Annotated in this window: 17 protein-coding genes and 1 other RNA gene; 9 read left to right on the plus strand and 9 right to left on the minus strand. The window is 59.6% G+C overall.

Going from position 1 to position 19,139, the window contains the following annotated elements; genetic code table 11:
* The first annotated feature begins 49 nt into the window (after positions 1-49).
* The 3 genes from ASE98_RS09750 to ASE98_RS09760 all read left to right on the plus strand — a co-directional run bounded on the left by ASE98_RS09750 (position 50) and on the right by ASE98_RS09760 (position 3,438).
* The gene (locus ASE98_RS09750) at positions 50-1,423 is read left to right on the plus strand and encodes a DUF1329 domain-containing protein (RefSeq protein WP_060541164.1); all 1,374 of its coding nucleotides are present in this window, start codon (positions 50-52) and stop codon (positions 1,421-1,423) included.
* A 459-nt stretch (positions 1,424-1,882) separates the two neighbouring features.
* Positions 1,883-2,554, plus strand: a complete 672-nt coding sequence (locus ASE98_RS09755; protein ID WP_060541222.1) for a histidine phosphatase family protein — start codon at positions 1,883-1,885, stop codon at positions 2,552-2,554.
* Between the two features lie 26 nt (positions 2,555-2,580).
* The gene (locus ASE98_RS09760; protein WP_060541165.1) at positions 2,581-3,438 is read left to right on the plus strand and encodes a phosphatase PAP2 family protein; all 858 of its coding nucleotides are present in this window, start codon (positions 2,581-2,583) and stop codon (positions 3,436-3,438) included.
* A 92-nt stretch (positions 3,439-3,530) separates the two neighbouring features.
* Here ASE98_RS09760 and ASE98_RS09765 read toward each other — a convergent pair whose 3' ends face one another.
* A complete protein-coding gene (locus tag ASE98_RS09765) occupies positions 3,531-4,937 on the minus strand; it encodes a DUF2252 domain-containing protein (protein WP_060541166.1) in 1,407 nt (468 codons plus the stop codon).
* A gap of 172 nt (positions 4,938-5,109) precedes the next feature.
* On the opposite strand from ASE98_RS09765, the gene ASE98_RS09770 reads away from it, so the two are divergent.
* Positions 5,110-5,397: a hypothetical protein gene (locus tag ASE98_RS09770; protein ID WP_060541167.1), complete on the plus strand. Its 288-nt coding sequence runs from the start codon at positions 5,110-5,112 to the stop codon at positions 5,395-5,397.
* A gap of 108 nt (positions 5,398-5,505) precedes the next feature.
* Here the strand turns inward: ASE98_RS09770 and ASE98_RS09775 are convergent, their stop codons facing one another.
* The gene (locus ASE98_RS09775) at positions 5,506-6,513 is read right to left on the minus strand and encodes an AraC family transcriptional regulator (RefSeq protein ID WP_060541168.1); all 1,008 of its coding nucleotides are present in this window, start codon (positions 6,511-6,513) and stop codon (positions 5,506-5,508) included.
* Between the two features lie 144 nt (positions 6,514-6,657).
* Here ASE98_RS09775 and ASE98_RS09780 point away from each other — a divergent pair, with 144 nt between their 5' ends.
* The 5 genes from ASE98_RS09780 to ASE98_RS09800 all read left to right on the plus strand — a co-directional run bounded on the left by ASE98_RS09780 (position 6,658) and on the right by ASE98_RS09800 (position 10,908).
* Positions 6,658-7,644, plus strand: coding sequence for a quinone oxidoreductase family protein (locus ASE98_RS09780; RefSeq protein ID WP_060541169.1), 987 nt, complete (start codon positions 6,658-6,660; stop codon positions 7,642-7,644).
* Between the two features lie 14 nt (positions 7,645-7,658).
* Complete coding sequence (locus tag ASE98_RS09785) at positions 7,659-8,507, plus strand: TauD/TfdA dioxygenase family protein (RefSeq protein ID WP_060541170.1); 849 nt, start codon at positions 7,659-7,661, stop codon at positions 8,505-8,507.
* Between the two features lie 85 nt (positions 8,508-8,592).
* Positions 8,593-9,324, plus strand: coding sequence for an SDR family NAD(P)-dependent oxidoreductase (locus ASE98_RS09790; protein WP_060541171.1), 732 nt, complete (start codon positions 8,593-8,595; stop codon positions 9,322-9,324).
* A 57-nt stretch (positions 9,325-9,381) separates the two neighbouring features.
* Entirely contained in the window at positions 9,382-10,251 is an 870-nt protein-coding gene (locus ASE98_RS09795) for an SDR family NAD(P)-dependent oxidoreductase (RefSeq protein WP_060541172.1), read from the plus strand.
* 75 nt (positions 10,252-10,326) lie between these two features.
* Positions 10,327-10,908: an HD domain-containing protein gene (locus ASE98_RS09800; RefSeq protein WP_060541173.1), complete on the plus strand. Its 582-nt coding sequence runs from the start codon at positions 10,327-10,329 to the stop codon at positions 10,906-10,908.
* Positions 10,909-11,735: 827 nt separating this feature from the next.
* On the opposite strand, the gene ssrA is transcribed toward ASE98_RS09800, so the two are convergent.
* The 7 genes from ssrA to ASE98_RS09835 form a co-directional block, all read right to left on the minus strand.
* Positions 11,736-12,132, minus strand: a transfer-messenger RNA (tmRNA) gene (gene ssrA / locus ASE98_RS09805).
* 95 nt (positions 12,133-12,227) lie between these two features.
* Positions 12,228-12,506, minus strand: a complete 279-nt coding sequence (locus ASE98_RS09810; protein WP_060541174.1) for a hypothetical protein — start codon at positions 12,504-12,506, stop codon at positions 12,228-12,230.
* Positions 12,507-12,878: 372 nt separating this feature from the next.
* Positions 12,879-13,151: a hypothetical protein gene (locus tag ASE98_RS09815; protein ID WP_060541175.1), complete on the minus strand. Its 273-nt coding sequence runs from the start codon at positions 13,149-13,151 to the stop codon at positions 12,879-12,881.
* A gap of 203 nt (positions 13,152-13,354) precedes the next feature.
* Positions 13,355-16,165: an FAD-binding and (Fe-S)-binding domain-containing protein gene (locus ASE98_RS09820; protein WP_060541176.1), complete on the minus strand. Its 2,811-nt coding sequence runs from the start codon at positions 16,163-16,165 to the stop codon at positions 13,355-13,357.
* Complete coding sequence (locus ASE98_RS09825) at positions 16,162-16,833, minus strand: LutC/YkgG family protein (RefSeq protein WP_060541177.1); 672 nt, start codon at positions 16,831-16,833, stop codon at positions 16,162-16,164. Before ASE98_RS09825 ends, ASE98_RS09820 begins: the two co-directional genes overlap by 4 nt.
* Positions 16,833-18,287 carry a LutB/LldF family L-lactate oxidation iron-sulfur protein gene (locus ASE98_RS09830; protein WP_060541178.1) on the minus strand — a complete coding sequence of 485 codons (1,455 nt, stop codon included), beginning with the start codon at positions 18,285-18,287 and terminating at the stop codon, positions 16,833-16,835. Before ASE98_RS09830 ends, ASE98_RS09825 begins: the two co-directional genes overlap by 1 nt.
* Complete coding sequence (locus tag ASE98_RS09835; protein WP_060541179.1) at positions 18,284-19,108, minus strand: (Fe-S)-binding protein; 825 nt, start codon at positions 19,106-19,108, stop codon at positions 18,284-18,286. Before ASE98_RS09835 ends, ASE98_RS09830 begins: the two co-directional genes overlap by 4 nt.
* Positions 19,109-19,139: the final 31 nt, after the last annotated feature.

Here is a 19,139-nt window from a genome sequence, read left to right on the forward strand (position 1 = left end):
CCCACAGTGGCTGGGTGCAATGCACCTGCCTTTATTTCGGAGAACGATCATGTTTCACACTTCACGACTGACCAAAATCTCGCTGGCGCTCATCTTGAGCCTGGCCGCCAGCACTGCCCTGGCCGCGATCACGCCCCAGCAGGCCGAGCAATTGAAAACCACACTGACACCGCTGGGTGCCGAGCGTGCCGGCAACGCCGCCGGAACCATCCCGGCCTGGAACGGCGGTATCACCCAGGCGCCGGCGGGCTACAAGCCGGGCCAGCACCACCTGGACCCGTATGCGGCGGACAAACCACTGTTCACCATCACCAAGGCCAACCTTGAACAGTACAAGGCCCACCTCAGCCCGGGGCAGGTCGCACTGTTCAACAGCTACCCCGACACCTTCCAGATGCCGATCTATCCGTCTCGTCGTTCGGGCTCGGCGCCGCAGTGGCTGTATGACAACACCTTCAAGAATGCGACTTCGGCCAAGTTGCTCGATGGCGGCACCGGTTTTGCCGATGCCTATGGCGGTGTGCCGTTTCCGGTGCCCAAGGACGGGGTTGAGGTGCTGTGGAACCACATCACCCGTTATCGCGGCATTTATGTGGTCCGGCGTGCCTCTGAAGCGCCGGTACAGCGCAACGGCAGCTTCGCGCTGGTGACCTCGCAGCAGGAGGGGCTCTTCAACTATTACCGTCCGGGCGGACAGTTTGCCGACCTGAAAAACATCCTGTTTTACTACCTGGCATTCGTGAAGAGCCCGGCCCGGCTGGCGGGCGGTGCGGCGTTGGTTCACGAAACTCTTGATCAGCTCAAGGACCCGCGTCAGGCCTGGGTCTACGACGCCGGCCAGCGCCGCGTGCGCCGGGCGCCGAACCTCGCCTATGACACCCCGATCGCCTCGTCCGACGGCCTGCGCACGGCGGACGATACTGACATGTTCAACGGCTCACCGGACCGCTACGACTGGAAGCTCAAGGGCAAGCAAGAGGTCTACATTCCCTACAACAACTACAAAGTCGGTAGCCCCGATGTGAAATATGCGCAGTTGCTCACACCGGGCCACCTCAACCCGCAATTCACCCGTTACGAGTTGCATCGGGTCTGGGTGGTCGAAGGCACCCTCAAGCCGGGCTCGCGGCATATCTATTCCAAGCGCGTGCTGTTTCTCGACGAGGACAGTTGGGGCGCTGCACTGGTGGATCAATACGACGGGCGAGGGGAGTTGTGGCGGGTGTCGATGGCCTACCTGAAAAACTTCTACGACCTGCCTACCACCTGGAGTGCGCTGGACGTGTTCCATGACTTGCAGGCGCGTCGTTACTACGTGCAGAACCTGGACAACGAAGAGCCGGCCACCGTGGACTTCGCCCAACCGGTGCCGGAAGACGCGTACTTCATGCCGTCGGCATTGCGTCAGCGCGGGACGCGGTAAGACCTGCGTGCAAGCGCAAACAAAAGCTTGAAGTCCTTGTCATGGCCATGTTCGACGAGGACTTTGCCGGACGTATTTTGCCTTGGTGAAAAACCAAAGCGAATACAAGCCAAATTCCATGCTTGGGGGTTCCCCCAAACATAGAATCTCCCACAGGGTGTTGGGTCGTTCACAGAGTCTGTGTTCGACGCCTTGCCTGTGGGTGCGGCGGTGCGATCTGCTCGCGAATGGTTCATTCATTCACCGCAAACCGGTGCTTCTCTATCGTCGATTGGCTGGAAGATTGTTCTTTTTGGACGTCGCCAAAGTGTGTAAGCAGGGGGTGTCGACAGCAATCCCGGGACAGGGTAATACACCGGTTTAAGGTTTTTTTCACATGGCTTTCACCGGCAGCCAACGCCAGCCTCACTAACCTTGCGCCACCAAATGAGCTGGTGCATGCCGGCGAGGCGGCTTGATGTGGAATTGAGACTGAGCCTGTTCGGGATAAAACGCTCGATCGATCTGAGCCGTTTTGCCCGTTTTCGCAATACAGCGGTGGTCCTGGCCTCGGCGCTGCTGGTGATCCCGTTGACGATATTTCTGCTGCAGCCCGCTGCCGTACCGGACCTGGCCAATGGCAACGTGGTCGGTGCCCGAGCGTTGATGACGGCGTGGGCCAAGGGCGATGTGATCGTGTTGGTGCGGCACGTCGAGCGATGCGACCACTCCAAGGCTGCCTGCCTGAGCGGTAACGACGGGATTACCGATCGCTCCCGTGGCGTTGCAGTGAGTGTCGGGGCCCGGTTCGAACAACTGGGGCTGGAGCGTGCCGATATCTACAACAGCCCGATCCTGCGCACGGTGCAGACCGCTGGCTATATGTTCAACAAGGCCGGTGTGGGCGAAGACTGGTTGATCAGTTGCAAGGGCACCATGCTGCGCGACGCGCTGGCGCACAAGGTTGCCGGGCGAAACCTGATTCTGGTGACCCACAGCGAATGCATGGTGCAGATGGAAAAGGACCTCAAGTTTCCGGCATCGACGCCGGACTATGGCACTGCACTGTTTATCAACGCCGAAACATTGAATGCGCCACGCATGCTTGGCTTCATCGAGGCTTCTGACTGGCATTCCGTGGCTACCGAATGAATGCCCTGCCTGGATCGACACACACCATGCAGACCACTTCGCGCTCGCGCTTCTACTGGATGAATTTCGGTATCCCACTGGCCTGTGCGGTGGTGGTGTTCCTGATGTTCGACCTGACCAGAATCGATATTGCCTTCAACGACCTGTTTTACGACCCGGTCACCCAAACGTTCCCGTTGGACCATGTGCACTGGTTCGAAAAAATCACCCACAAATGGGCGCGGATCATTCCGAACTGGACCGGCGAGATAGCGGTCATCGGTGCCTTGTTGTCGTTCCTGTGGCCACGCCTGAAAGCGCAGAAACATCCGAAGATCATCGCGTTTCTGGAAAAAACCAAAGTGGCGCCAGTGCTGCGCTTTACCCACAAACACCGTCGGGATTTTCTCTACGTGGTGTTCGCGTTTTCCATCAGCACGGGCGTGATCCATTACCTCAAGGGCCACACTAGCGTGTACTGCCCGGTTGAAACCACGCAATACGCCGGCAAAATCGAGCACAAGGAGTGGTATGAGAATTTCGACTTGCTCAAGGTTGCCGGTGACGGTCGCTGCTGGCCGGGCGGCCATGCTTCGGGCGGCTTTACCATGCTTGCGTTGTACTTTGTGGCCCGCCGTTATCGCTGGCGCTATTCGAAGGCGCTGATGTATGGCTCGTTGGCCCTGGGTTTTGTTTACGGTACGACTCGGGTGCTGCAAGGCTGGCACTACATGTCCCACACCTTCTGGGCCGGGATCTTCGTGTGGCTGGCCTGTTTGCTGACGGCGCTGGCGTTTTATGGGCGAGCGCAGCTGGAAATGCCGGTGCTCGATGAGGCGGAAAAAACCGTACCCGGTGAAGCAAAAAAAAGCCCGCGGGAGGGCGGGCAAACTGTAGTTTCTTGAAAGAGCGAGCTAAATGTACAGGCTGGTGTACGACGCCGGGGTGAAGAAATATTCATCTCGATGAAGGCCGCGGACCAGAGGCCTTGCCATGCTCAAGGCAAGTAATCGGCGGCAAAGTCGGCCTCGGATCGAGCGCGCAAACTTCCCCTGCGACACGCCTGCTGGAATCGCTCGAAATCGCGCTCGTTCTGTTTGGTATAGCCTTGGGCATATTGGTAGAGCGCATCGGCTAGCGCCTCGCTCTTGCCAATATAGCCGCTGATCAGCGCTGCCTGTCCCGAAGACTTGGCATGGGCACGGGCCAGGGCTCGACCGCAGACCCGGCCGTAGGCCGTGAAGGTTTCACCGTCAAAGGTTTCCAATTCCGCCGAGACTTTCATGTCGCGCAATTGCCGCACATAGAAATGGCGCCCGCTCGGGCCGGTGGTCCAGCCGAGGAACAGGTCACTGGCCGATTGCATGTGCCGCTGGCCGTCGACCACACGCTGGCCTTCATGGCGTACCCGCGACCTGGTCTTCACGTAGCTGGCCAGGACTGAGCGTCGCGCCTCCTTGAATTGCAGGAATAATGGAGACTCCTGATCGTCCGTCAGCAAGGCGACCAGGCAACGGGTACCGACACTGCCGACACCCACCACCTTGAACGCCATGTCGTGCACATGAAAACGTGACAACAGGTCCCGACGATCTGCTTGCAGTGTGCCACGGTAGTCGCGCATGAAAGCGTCATACAGCGGTCGCCAGTCCGAGAGACGCAGCCAGTCGTCATCGGGGTCCAGCAGCGTGGTGTTATTGTGCAGGTGGAAAATTTCCGGGAGGTCGTCGCGAATCACCAGGTGACCTTCAGCGTGACGTTCACTGATTTTCGGCAGCAGTTCGGCATGGGTGCGACGCCCGGCTTTTTCGATGGCGTATTGCACATGTTCCAGCGCGCTTTTGCGCGCCTTCGCCAGCATGTCGTTATAGGTGATCGACTCGTACCAGGTTTCCAGTGCGCTTTGCTCCGCGCACTCGAGCATCGTCTCCAGGTAGGCGCCCACGACTTCATGGCACAGCGTTTCTTCAACCGATTGCCCATGACGCAGGTCGCGTGCGGCGACCATGCAACTGGCCACCAGGCGTTTCAAATCCCACTCCCATGGCCCGGGATGGGTTTCGTCGAAGTCGTTGACGCTGAACAGCAGATTGCGCTCCGGCGTTGCGAAGCCACCGAAATTCATCAAGTGACAGTCACCGCAGATCGGCGAAACCAGGCCCATGTTCGGGGTGCCGGCCAGGTCGTGAGCCTGCAGCAGCGCGTTGCCGCGATAAAAGGTGAATGGCGACACCAGCATGCGCCCATAGCGCAACTCCACCAGTGACCTGATCCGCCCCGAGCTGGACGCCTTGATCAGCGGCAGGGGGTCGCGCTCAATGTTTCCCAAGGTCGCTTGCGAACTGCGGGGGCAGGTTTTGCGGGCATCCTTACCTTGCTTGAAACGGTCGTTGAGCGTGCTCATGGGGGGGCTCTTTCGACGGGTGTCGTAGAACGTGTGCCATTGAGTGTAGAAGAGGTGCGGGACTTCTTCGCAGAGAATGAAGGCGGATCGTTGAGCGAGGCCTGCTATAGTCAGTCGGAGCGGCTCAAGGCAATGGCTGCTGGCAAAACAACATCTATCCTGGAGCTTGGTTATGCGAATCGTAACGACGCTTGTGTGCACATTTCTGCTCTCCCTGGCTTTACCCTCGCTGTCCTTTGCCGGTTCCGATTGCGATGACGCAGGCAGCGCCAGTGACGTCCGAAACTGTTTGAAAAACAACAGCGATCAAAAGGGCAAGGGCAATTGCAACGACAATGGCAATTGCAACAAGTCCAAGGACAAGGGGAAAAACAAAGACAATGACGATTACGCGGTCAGTTGCATGGAGATCAACAACCTTGTCCTGCGCCGTGAGTGTCTTGATAAACGCAGGGATTGAAGGGTGGATGCCGGGTGAGTGTTGAGCCTTTCCACTGCTGGTTTCATGCATGAAAAAGACGTCTACAGACGTCTTTTTTTATTTGAATGGTGCTTGTTTGACGGTTGTTCAAACCCGTTGGCGTTTTTCGCGGCGCCACGCCGAGACACTGCACCCGAATCGGTCCGAGAACCATCGAGAAAAGGCACTCAAGGACGAATAGCCCAGTAGCGTCGCCACATCAGACAGCGGCCGTTCTCTGTTTTCGACATATTGAATCACCAGGTCGAGCCGAACTGCGTCGACGATGGAAGAGTAATTATGGCCGTGACTGGCCAGATGCCGGTGCATGGTCTTGCGGTCCATGCCCAGTTGCCCGGCCACGCGCTCGGCAACGCATTCTCCTTTCGGCAGCAGGGCCAGTACCAGCTTTCTGACCTTGTCAGGCATGGTCAAATCGGACTGGGCCAGTTTCGCATTGAGGAAATCCCGGGCATGCCACGCCAGAATGGGGTCATACGAAGGGATCGTTGTATCGAAATCGGCTTGGGTCAACACGATACCGTCGAAGTCCTGATTGAACAGGATTGAGGTGCCAAACACGCGTCGGTGCGTGGTCAGGCTGGCTGGCGCCTTGTGCTCGAAGCAGACGCTTATGGGTTTCCAGTTGGCCCCCAGGAACAGCTTGAGTATGCGGTACAGCGTGCAGATGACGATCTCGATCGACTGGCGCAGAGACGCGCGCGCACCGTGTATCACTTGCAGCCTGAGAAGCGCCACGCCGTTCACTTCCTCGATGCACAAATCCATCGACTCGTTGTACAGCACAAGATGGCGCGCAACCGACCCCAAGGCTTCGCGCAGTGTGGCTTCCTCGCGCAGGGCAATCGCCAATGGCCCCAGGTTCTCCAGTTGGCGCATTTCGCCCATGCGCAGGCCGAAGTCTTCGACGCCTGAGTCACGAGCCGATTCCTCCAGCAGGCGCAACACCGACTTTGCCGGGATCTTGATGTCCGGATCCAGTAGCGCTGAGGCGCTGACGCCGGCTTTGCGCAACTGCCGATAAGGGTCCAGGCCCGCTGCGCGGGCAACCTCGATAAAGTTTGTCAGGCTTGAGCTTCTGATTAAGGTCGGCATCGAGATTCCTCTTGTGCCCCAAAATGTAAAGTCTGCGCCCCAAAATATCAAATTCGCACACAGCCATTCACCGATACTTTTCCTGCACAGCGCTGACATTGCGATGAAGTGAAGTCTGCGCGCCGAAGGTTTTGAATCAGGAGAATGAATGTGCCCCACGCCATACGCATGCATGAAACAGGCGGCCCCGATGTCTTGCGCCTGGAGAAAGTGGAAGTCGGCGATCCCGGCCCTGGTCAGGTTCGGCTGCGCCACGAAGCGGTCGGTTTGAACTTCGCCGACACCTATTTCCGCAGTGGCCTGTATCCGATGCCACTGCCTGCCGGCATGGGGGTCGAGGCCGCCGGCGTTGTCGAGGCCGTCGGCGAAGGCGTGACCAATGTCTGTGAAGGGGATCGCGTCACCTACACCGGCTTTTTGAACACCCTGGGAGCCTACAGTACCGAGCGCTTGATACCGGCTGCGCCCTTGATCAAGTTACCCGAGGCGATCAGCTGTGAAACCGCCGCCGCCATGACCATGCGCGGCCTGACCTCGTCGTATCTGATGCGCCGCATCTACGACTTCAAACCCGGCGACACCATTCTGTTGCATGCTGCCGCCGGCGGTGTCGGCCTGATCGTTGCGCAATGGGCCAAGCTGTTGGGCCTGACGGTCATCGGCACCGTTTCTACCGAAGAAAAAGCGGCCATCGCACGGGCCCACGGTTGCGATCACACCATCAATTACAGCCATGAAGATGTGGCCAAGCGTGTGCGCGAAATGACCGATGGTGTCGGCGTGAACGTGGTCATCGACAGTGTTGGCAAGAGCACCTTCAATGCCTCGCTCGACTCCGTCAAGCGGCGCGGCCTGGTGATCTGCCTGGGCTTCACCTCCGGAACCCTCTCCAATTTCGATCCGCAAATCCTCGCCACCAAGGGCTCTCCTTATCTGGCGCGACCGGCATTGGCCGATTACATCGCCGACCCGGCCGAAAAGGCGGATCTGGCCGCCGAACTGTTTGGTCACGTCGGCGCAGGCCGCATCAAGATCGAGATCAACCAGCGCTATACGCTGGAAGATGCAGCCCAGGCGCACCGCGACCTGGAGGCGCGCAAGACCACCGGCTCCTCAATCTTCGTCATCTAAGGAGGGCGGCGCGAATGAGAGTCGAACAATTGACCTGTGCAATCGGTGCCGAACTGATCGGTATCAACTTACGCGATGCGGTGCATGACGATGCTTTGTTCGCCGCTATCCGTGAGGCCTTGATCAAGCATCGGGTGCTGTTCCTGCGCGACCAGGACATCACCAGCACCGAACATGCGGCTTTTGCGCGCCGCTTCGGCGACCTTGAAGATCACCCGGTGGCGCCCACACATGAGGATGCGCCGGGCCTGGTGAAAATCTACAAGACCCCGGACCACCCGGTCGACCGCTACGAGAACTGCTGGCATACCGACGCTACCTGGCGCGAAGCCCCGCCCTTCGGTGCCGTGCTGCGCTGCGTGGAATGCCCGCCAGTCGGTGGCGACACTATGTGGGCCAACATGGTGCTGGCCTACGAGAAGCTGCCGGAGGACGTCAAGGCGAGGATTGCCGACCTGGTTGCCAGCCATAGCATCGAATCCAGCTTCGGTGCCGCCATGCCCAGGGATAAGCGTCTCGCGCTGAAGAGCCAGTTTCCAGATGCCCAACACCCGGTGGTGCGCACGCATCCGCAAACCGCGGAAAAGATCCTGTTCGTCAATGCGTTCACGACGCACTTCGTCAATTACCACACCCGGGAGCGGGTGCGTTACGGCCAGGACTACAACAAGAGCGGCAGTGAGCTTCTGCAGTACCTGATCAGCCAGGCCTGCATCCCCGAGTACCAGGTGCGCTGGCGCTGGAAGAAAAACAGCGTGGCGATCTGGGATAACCGTTCGACCCAGCATTACGCCGTGATGGATTACCCGCCCTGCCATCGCAAGATGGACCGCGCCACCATCATCGGCGATCAGCCTTATTGAACACGCGAGCACCATCGGCCCCAGCTGATCTTTCGTCCCCGTTGTACAGACGCTCTTTCATCCTAACGGCAATAAGGGAACAGACATGATCCAAACCAATCCCACCCCGCTCGAGGGTAAGGTCGCCATCATTACTGGCGCCGGTCGTGGCATCGGCCGCAGTGTGGCCATCGCCTATGCCAGGGCTGGCGCTGCCGTGGTATGCAGTGCCCGCAGCGCCGGGCAAATCGCTGAAACGGCCGCTTTGATCAAGACGGCGGGTGGCCAGGCGCTTGCGCATGTCGCTGACGTGGGTGACTACGCTTCGATGGTCTCTCTGTTTCAGCGCGCCAGCGATGAATATGGTGGCGTCGATATTGTGGTGGCCAACGCCGGTGTCGCCACCGAGCAACGCCGGATCGAAGACAGCGACCCCGAGTTGTGGCGCCAGACCATCGACATCAATCTGACCGGTGCCTACTACACGGCACATGCCGCCATCCCGCACCTGCGCAAGCGTGGCGCCGGCAAGATCATCATGATCGGCTCCGGCCAACGCAATCGCCCTGCGCCAGGTTTTTCGGCCTATTCCTGTTCCAAGAGCGGCCTGTGGATGCTCACTCAATCGCTGGCGCTGGAGCTGCATGAATACAACATCAGCGTCAACGAACTCATTCCTGGCCCGGTCAAGACCGACATGACCCGCGATGCGGCCATCCCCCCGGGGGAGTGGTTCAAGTCGCCCCAGGAGGTCACGCCAATGGCCTTGTTCATCGCGAGCATGCCCGACGTCGGCCCGACGGCCCAGAGCTACAGCCTCATGCGCCGACCTGCCTGAGCCATGCCTGCCTTTTCGCGCTGAAAAACTGATCGTATCCGAACCTGGGAGAACGCCATGCAGTCATCACAACGAACCGAACATGCAGCAAGCGACAGAACACACGGCAAGCTCGCTGGCCGCATAGCCCTGATCACTGGCGCAGGCCGCGGTCTTGGCGGCACCATCGCGGTAGACATGGCCCGGGCCGGCGCCGATATCGTTGTCTGCGATATCGACATGCCCGCCCTGGAAGAAACCCGGCAAAGAGTGGAGGAGACGGGCGCAGCCTGCCTGGCCCTGCGCTGCGACATCACTTCAAGCCGAGAGGTAGCAGAGATGTTTGCCTGCGCCGCCGAGCGTTTTGGCACAGTGCATATTCTGGTGAACAACGCAGCGCTCGCGCCCACCGGCAAAGCCGACGCAGAGCGCCGCAACAAGCACTACGCCTACATGACCACACCAGTGCCCCGTCAATCCCTGGGCTTCACCAGCCAGATCACCGATGAGGACTGGCTGCGCTACTGGGATGTCAACGTGCATGGCACGTTCTACTGCACACGCGAAGCCCTCAAGCTGATGGAGGCGCAGCACTACGGCAGGATCATCAACCTGGCCTCGATCGCGGGCTTCTCCACCCTCAGCGTGCACAGCCCCCACTACTGCGCCACCAAGGGGGCCGTTATTGCCTTCACCAAGTCGGTCGCGGCCGAAGTGGCCGGCTCCAATATCCTCGTCAACGCGCTGGCGCCGGGAGGCGTGTCGACACCGTTCTTCGAGGAGTATCTCGACTCCATCGGCGAAGAAGCCAGGAACAGATTCTGGCAAGTGATCCCCGCAGGGCGTTTTGGCCAGATGGAGGAATATGCGTCCATGGCGACGTACCTGGCCGGAGACCATTATTTTGTGGGGCAGGTGATCAGTCCCAACGGTGGGGCCGTGATTTAAATGAAGTGAACCGTAAGCCATCTGGCCCGCATGCAGATGGCATCCCCACACGGCACATCAGACATGAAGGTTCCCATGATGAAACTGGCGACATTCAAGCGCATGCAGGACAGCACCCAGCAAGACTGGGACATCATCAAACCCCAGGCCGCGAAGTTTTTCAGCGCACTGCCCGAGCGCGTGCTGGCGCACCTGCAACTACTCAAAGGCGACTTCAGCGGCTTCCCCATCGACCGCTACAGCCACTGCCTGCAGAGCGCCACACTGGCCTTGAAGGACGGGCGCGACGAAGAATATGTGGTGTGCACCCTGTTGCACGATATTGGCGATACCCTGGGCTCATACAACCACCCCGAAGTCGCAGCGGCAATCCTCAAACCGTTCGTATCCGAAGCCAACCTGTGGATGATCGAGCACCACGGCATTTTTCAGGGGCATAATTTCTTTCACTGCCTTGGCATGGATCGCAACATGCGTGACCGGTTCAAGGAGCATCCTCATTATGAACGTACGGTGGAATTTATCGATAAATACGACAGCCCCGCGTTTGATCCGGAGGGGGAGATTTATCCGCTGAGTACGTTTGAGCCGATGGTGAGGCGGGTGATGGGGGCGCCGCGGCGATCTATCTATAAGGCGGTTGTGGATGCGGGGTGAGGTCCGCTTTAGCAGGAGCAAGTGTGGGTTGGTTTTTATCAAACTCCAGATGCAACAAAGCCCGCATTGGGCGTAATGCTGTGGGCACACACTTGTGGCGAGGGGGCTTGCCCCCGTTGGGTCGCGAAGCGGCCCAAAAACCTGCCATCAGGGCGTATCAGGTACACCACATGTAATGGTTTTGCGACTGCTTCGCAGTCGAACGGGGGCGAGCCCCCTCGCCACAGGTTTTGTACTTGCCCGATGATCGTCTTAAGTGAACAGCACTACCGCACTGGGCGGGCTTTGCCAGTTTTGATTGGTGGGCCGGGACCAAAAAGGGGACGGATCTATTTGTGCCGGATTGTCACCTGCGGCTGGCGTCCTCGCTGGCAAGCCACCTGCGACAAGGGGGAGCCATCGATTACCAAACCCCAGATGCAACAAAGCCCGCACTTGGCGTAATGCTGTGGGCACACACTTGTGGCGAGGGGGCTTGCCCCCGTTGGGTCGCGAAGCGGCCCCAAAACCTGCCATCAGGGCGTATCAGGTACACCACGTGTAATGGTTTTGCGACTGCTTCGCAGTCGAACGGGGGCGAGCCCCCTCGCCACAGGTTTTGTACTTGCCTGATGATCGTCTTAAGTGAACAGCACTACCGCACTGGGCGGGCTTTGCCAGTTTTGATTGGTGGGCCGGGATCAAAAAGGGGACGGATCTATTTGTGCCGGATTGTCACCTGCGGCTGGCGTCTTCGCTGGCAAGCCACCTGCGACAAGAGGGAGCCATCGATTGCCAAACCCCAGATGCAACAAAGCCCGCACTAGGCGGGCTTTGTCAGCTTCGATTGGTGGAGCCGGGGGGATTTGAACCCCCGTCCGCCAGTACTCCGCTGTCGGTACTACATGCGTAGCCGTGTCTATTAAGTTAACCCTCAGCGACCCGACGGGCAGGGTGCTTTGGGCGAGTTGTGTAAGTTTTAGCCGATTCGTCCACAACGTACTGCACGGCGATTCTGTTCTATATGACAATCACTTTGGGTTTACAGACATCCCCTGGTGATTGCTGGACCCGAAGGTACCAGAAGCTCAGGGCTAAGGCTGCTTACGCAGCGAGAGCGAATTCCTGGCCGTAGTTTTCGTCATTGGCAACTATAAGTAGTTGCAACAGTGGATTTACGAGTTCTGTTACCAACTCGGCATGCACCTAAAGTTTCGCAACCGGCGTCGAATCCTAAACGGCCCCGAGCCTGATGCTCGGTGAATCAAATGAGCAACAGGCCTGTGCAGTGTACGCCAACACGCGTGAGAAGGCCAACCCGAAAGGTTGGGCATCACAGATCATGGGGTGGCTGCGTTGGTCTGTTGGTCAGCGAGGGCCGTTGCCTGGCTGGCTTCGGTGACGCATTTGGTGTCGTCACCGGCGGCTTGTGATGCTTGGGCGCTGGACAGTAGTCGTTTGATCTCCATTGTGGTGTTCGTGGAGGTTGCTGGCAGTGCGGTGACTTTGTTGTTGAGCTCTTGGAGCTTGCTCGTGCAGAGGGTGTTGTCTGCGGCAAAGACAGGAGAGACCAGCATTGCGCAGGTGATGAATAGGCCAGCTAGTGAGGCAGGTTTCATGGTTAGCTCCTTGGGGTGATTTTTTCGGGGCTGCGTCAGGGGGGCGCGGCTCGGTCGAAAAAACTGCCATGGGGGGTATCAGGTCAGGTACATCGTGTGTACGGTTTTGCGACTGCTTCGCAGCCGAACGGGGCGGTGCGGCGGTCCGACAAGCCCCCTCGCCACAGTGTGTGCGCCCCAGCTAAGTGATCAGCATTACATGATGGACTCCGACTCTGCGCAGGAATTCGGTTCGCTCAGAAAAGCAGTGGGTGGACTGTCTGATGAGGCAGCGCTGAAAAGGGGCGAAAATTCTTTGTATAGGGCGGCGTCGGGGGGATGTGCGCCACCGAGGCTCGGAAGGGCCAACCCGAAGGTTGGCCTTGAACCGGGTTACTTCGAGCCTTTTTTTGCATTCGTGACATCGGCGATGGTTTGGGTGGTCTCGGAGATGCAAGCGTCAATGCCTTCCTGGGTGCCTTTTGCCTGCTCGGCCTTGGCTTTCTCGACGGAGGCCTTTACCTGGTCAGTCATTTCCGGAGGAACCTGTGCCTTGCCGTTTTCGATGGTTTTCAGGTTGACCTCGCAAAGGTCTTCTGCGGCAAACGAAGGGGAAGCCATCATGGAAGCAGTAATGAACAAACCTAACAGCACAGAACGATTCATGTGTATCTCCTTGAGCTGAAGGGCCAGGTATCGCTGGCCATCAAGTCGGGCTGCCGAGTATTGGGAAAGCCCCGCATTTGCGGGACTTGATCAGTGGACTGCGGCGGCACGTCAGGGTTCTGTTTTTTCTGCTGTAAGGTTGTCAATTCCGGCAAGAAGCATCGAGGAAGGTCCAACAATCCACCTTCCTTGAGGTCTTGCTATCACAGCGCTCTGGCTTGGGTAACGCGGTCCACCAGATAGACTAGACCGTGATAGTCGATGCCGCCGTGTTGCGTCAGGCCGATCTCACAGGTGCGGCTGGTGGAAATCCCTTCGCTGCACTGCTGCACCGCGTCCTTGAGTGTTCGCAAGGAGTGCGCGTTCAACTCCGGCGTGGTGAAGCCCTTGTCGCCGGCGAAGCCGCAGCAATGAATGCCTTCGGGAATCACCACGTTTTTGCTGCACTTGCGCGCCAGATCGATCAGCGCCTGGCTTTCGCCGAGGTGCTGGGTACTGCAGGTCACGTGTACGGCAATCGGCGCGTCCTGGGGAGTGAACTCCAGTCGATCCATCACGTGTGTGCGGATGAAACGCACCGGGTCGTACAGATCCAGGCGCACGTCGCCCAGGTCCTGGACCAGACGCAGGGTGCACGGGCTGGTATCGCAGTAGATGGGGTCGAGTCCGCCGCGACTGGCGTGCAGCAGTGCTCCGATCAGTTCCTGGCGTTTGTGTTCGGCCTGTTCGGCGTAGCCTTTTGACGCGAACGGCTGGCCGCAGCAAAGGCTGTCGAGGTTGTCCGGGTAGACCACTTGATAACCGGCCTTTTCCAGCAGGCCGCGGGTCTTGTCGTGCAGCGACATTTGTTCCTTGTCGCCCGCCGCCGGGCCCATGGCCCGTGACACACAGGCGGCCAGATACACCACCCGCGGGCGCGCATCGGTTGTCGTCGGGCTGAAACGGATCGCCCGTTCAGGCTGCGGCATGGCGTTGGTCCACAGCGGGATCTGCCCGTGGGACAGCTTATTCATCGTCGCGCTGAGTCTGGCCAGTCGTGGTGCTCCCAGCAGCATCCGTGCGCCGTTGGCCACGTGCAGGGTGAACCGCGCACCTTGCAGCGCCGTGGCGAAGTTTCCTTCAAGCCAGTTGGCGGTTTTCGTATGCGTGGCCTTACGGCTGCGAAGTTTTTTCACCAGCTCGCCGGTATTGATGCCGACCGGGCAGCGTTGTGCACACAGGCCGGTGGCGGCGCAGGTGTCGATGCCCTGGTATTCGAAGGCCGCTTCGAGTTCGGAGGTGTCGACTCCCGCGCTCTTCTTCGCCTGGATGTCACGCCAGATGACGATGCGCTGGCGCGGGCTCAGGGTCAGGCCTTTGGAAGGGCAGACCGGTTCACAGAAGCCGCATTCGATGCACTTATCCACAATCTCATCGGCGGCCGGCAGCGGCTTGAGGTGTTTGAGGTGGATCTTCGGATCTTCGCTGAGCACCACATCCGGATTGAGAATACCGTTGGGGTCCAGCAGGCGTTTGAGTTGCCACATCAACTGGTAGGCGTCGCTGCCCCATTCCAGTTCGACGAAGGGCGCCATGTTGCGCCCGGTGCCGTGTTCAGCCTTCAGCGAACCGCCGAATTCCACTGCCACCAACTGCGCCACGTCGTCCATGAACGCCTGATAGCGTGCGACTTCCTGCGGATTGTTGAAGCCTTGGGTGAAGACAAAGTGCAGATTGCCTTCCAGGGCGTGTCCGAAAAGGATCGCTTCGTCGTAGTGATGTTTGTCGAACAGCTCGATCAGGCGGTTCACGCCGATGGCCAGTTGTTCGACCGGGAAGGTCACGTCTTCGATGATCACCGTGGTGCCGGTTTTGCGCACCGCGCCGACGGCGGGGAAGGTGTCCTTGCGGATTGCCCAGAGCCGGGCGTTTTCCAGCGGGTCTTCGGTGAAGTCGACCTGTTTTTCTACCGGGAACCCGGCGAGCGACGCCATGATCTGCGCCAGTTGTTCATGCAGCAGGGTGGACGACGCGGCGCGGGATTCGATCAGCAGCGCGCAGGCATTGTTCGACAGTTGCTGTACGAAAGCCGGCATGCCTGGTTTGTCCTGCACTGAGCGCAGGCTACGACGATCGAGCAATTCCACGGCCGAGACCGGTTGGCTTTTGAGCACGCTTACCGCGTTGCAGCAGGTTTCCACATCCGGGAACACGATCAGCGCCGAGGCTTTGTTCGGGTGGTCGATCACTGTGTCGTAGGTCACGGCACTGATGAACCCCAGGGTGCCTTCGGAACCCACCAGCAGGTGGCTCAAGATATCCACAGGCTCGTCGTAATCCACCAGGGCATTAAGTGACAGGCCAGTGGTATTTTTCAGACGGTACTTGTGGCGAATTTTCGCAGCCAGTTCGGTGTTGGCGCGGGTCTCGCGACCCAGTGTCGCCAGTTGCTCCAGCAATGCACCGTGGCTCTGCCGAAATGCTGCAACGCTAGCGGCGTCTTCGGTATCGAGGCAACTGCCGTCGGCGAGTACCAGGCGGATGCCGGCCAGGGTGTGATAGGTGTTCTGCGCCGTACCGCAGCACATGCCGCTGGCATTGTTGGCGACGATGCCGCCGATTTTGCAGGCGTTGATCGAGGCCGGGTCGGGGCCGATCTTGCGGCCGAACGGCGCCAGCCAGGCGTTGGCCTGCGCGCCAATCACCCCCGGTTGCAGGCGAATCTGGGTGCCTTGGCCGCGAATCTCGCGACCGTTCCAGTTATCCCCAAGCACGATCAATACCGAGTCGCTGATGGCCTGGCCGGAGAGACTGGTGCCAGCGGCGCGGAAGGTCACCGCAACCCGATCGCGCTGGGCCAGTCGCAGCAGCGTTACCACTTCTTCTTCAGACTCGACGCGGATCACCAGTTGCGGAATCAGTCGATAGAAGCTGGCATCGGTACCGAACGCCAGCGTCGACAGCGGATCGTCGAAACGCCGCGCCTTGGGAATCAGTTGCTGCGCATCTCGCAGAAAAGCCGCCGGTAGACTCATTTGTCCTCCAGGATCAGAACCACCAGGTCTTTCGGTCCGTGAGCGCCGTACGCCAGCACCTGTTCGATGTCGGCGGTCTTCGACGGGCCGGATACCAGCAGTGCATTGGTCGGCATGCCCTGGGCCCATTCGAATTCCTGCTGCACCTGATAGAAGTTGTCGCGGATTTCACTGGCCTTGAGCAGGGCGAAATGCACCGGTGGCGCCAGGCTCATCAGGCGCGGTTCTTCCCGGGTCGGCCAGATAATCAGGCTGCCTGTCGCTGCGATTGCGCCGAGGGTGCCGGTGAGGCTCGCCGGGGTGTCGTTGAACAGTTCGGCTTTCCATTCTTCGATAGGCCGGTCGTAGGCTTTGAGCGTCGGCAGCTCAGGATGACTCGCCCAATGTTGAGTGACTCGCTGACCGTGAGCGGTGCCCGGTGCGATCAACAGGCTCGGCATTTGGCGCTCCTGCAGCAATTTCGCCAACAGCGCTGGCCATGCTTCGCCGGACGTCAGATGGATTTCCGTGTGCACCGCTTCCATCAGTTTGCGCAGTTGGGCGATGCGTTGTTCTGGCGCGTAGGTGTAGGGCTGCGTCACCAGATCGACGTCGAAGTTGTCAGCCACCGGCGTAGTGCCTGTCAGGCTTTTACGCAATTTGGCGAGGATGTTTTGCTTGGCGCTCATCAACGGTCTCCCTGTTTGGCCAGATGCTCGCGGGCCATGTCATGCAGTGAGCGGGCAGCGGGTTTCGGCGCGCTGTGGTTTTGCGTCCACGGGCCGACATTGCTCGGGGTGAGGGCGCGCAGGCGGGTGGCGAAAAAGCCGAACAGGCGGTACAGCGTCGGCGAGCTGTTCAGCTTCGCCCAGGCGTTCCAGATGAACCGTTCCTTGCGCGAATACTTGCTGCCCTGGCCGCGCATCACTTGATGAGGGCTGTCCGGTGCCTTGACGTTTTCCTCACGCAGGCGACGCAGCAGTGCAGGGATCGGAATTTTTACCGGGCACACTTCGCCGCAGGCACCGCACAGCGAAGAGGCGCTCGGGTGGTCCGGGACTTTGGCCAGGCCAACCATGTGCGGGGTGATGATTTTTCCGATAGGCCCTGGGTAAACCTCGCCGTAGGCATGGCCGCCGATTCGGGTGTAGACCGGGCAATGATTCATGCAGGCGCCGCAGCGGATGCAGTTCAGTGTCTGGCGCAATTCACTGTCGGCAAAGGCCTGGCTGCGACCGTTGTCGAGCAGTACCAGGTGCACTTCCTGAGGCCCGTCGAGCTCGTGCTCCTTGCGCGGGCCGGAGATCATGTTGACGTAGGTGGTGATCGGGATGCCGAGGGCCGAGCGGGTCAGTAGTGACAACAGCGGCACCACATCGCGCAGGTTTTCCACGACTTTTTCGATGCCGGTGACGGCGATGTGCACCGGTGGCACCGTGGTGGTCATGCGGCCGTTGCCTTCGTTTTCCACCAGCAGCAGGGTGCCGGTTTCGGCCACGGCGAAGTTGACGCCGGAGACGCCGATGTCCGCTTCGAAGAATTTCTGCCGCAAGACCTTGCGACCGATCTGAATGAGTTGGTCAACGTCCTTGGTGTATTCCACGCCAAGTTTGTCGTGGAACAAGGACGCGACCTGACCGGCATTCTTGTGGATCGCCGGCATAATGATGTGTGAAGGCTTCTCGTGGTCGAGCTGGACGATGTATTCGCCCATGTCCGATTCCAGGCATTCAATGCCCTGTTCAGCGAGGAAGTGATTCATCTCCATTTCTTCGCTGACCATCGATTTGCCCTTGATCACTTGCCGCCCCTCGTGAGCGCGGATGATCGAAAGGACGATGCCATTGGCCTCGTCCACCGTTTCCGCCCAGTGCACTGTCACACCGTTGCGGGTCAGGTTCTGTTCCAGTTGTTCGAGCAGGTCTGGCAACTTGGATAACGCACGGGCGCGAACAGCATTGCCCAGTGCGCGTAAATGTTCTCTTTCGTGGGCATCGCTGAAAGCCGCTGCCCGCTTGGTCATCAGTGAATCCATCGCCTTGCGGAAGTTGCCGCGCAATTGCGCATCACCCAGCGCGTTGTGGGCGCGGGTGCGAAAGTCTTCTTCTACGGCAACCGTCGGAATAATCGTGGAAGCGCTCATCGGGCACCTCCGGTTCGCTGCCAGAGGAAGCTGGCCAGATGCTGACCGCGTAACGCTTCCTGCTGTTTCTCCAGCGAGCCGTTGATGTTCATCAAGCAGCCGCAGTCGGCACTCAGTACCTGGTGCGCTCCGGATTCCTTCAGCGCCCGGGTCTTGTCAGCCACCATGGCGCCGGAAATGTCCGGCATTCGGACGCTGAAAGTCCCGCCGAAGCCACAGCATTCGCTTTCGTGTTCGTGGTTGACCCGCTCCACATTGCTCAACTGCGCCAACAACTCGCGGCCGTGCAGGTGGGTATTCATCTCGCGGCGTGCCGAGCACGAGGTGTGCAGCGCCACTTTCACGGGAGCGCCGCTGTCCTTGAGCTGCACCTTGCACACGAACAGCAGGAACTCGGCCAGCTCATAGGTCCTGGCAGCCAGCGCCTGAACCTGTTTCAGCGTGTCCGGCTCGTCCTTGAACAAGTCGGCGTAGTGCTCGCGCAACATGCCTGCGCAGGAGCCCGACGGCACCACCACTGGATAGTCCCCGGCGAACAGCGCCAATTGCGAGCGCGCCACGGTCCGGGCCTGCTCAGTGTAACCCGAGGTGTAGGCCGGTTGCCCGCAACAGCTCTGCCCCTGCGGGTAGTCGACACGAATGCCTTCGCGCTCCAGCAGGTGGATCGCGTCCATCCCGGCTTGCGGATAAAACAAATCCACCACGCAGGTCCCGAACAGGTAGACCCGTGACGGTTTCTCGCTGGGGTATTGCCGAGGCTCGGGCAGTGGCGGGGCGACGCGGGTCGCGTTCGGCACAGCGTTGTAGAAAAGCTCGCTCATCAGGCGTCTCCGGGTGGTCCCGGTTATGCGT

It is taken from the genome of Pseudomonas sp. Leaf48, assembly GCF_001421885.1.
Classification (GTDB): domain Bacteria; phylum Pseudomonadota; class Gammaproteobacteria; order Pseudomonadales; family Pseudomonadaceae; genus Aquipseudomonas.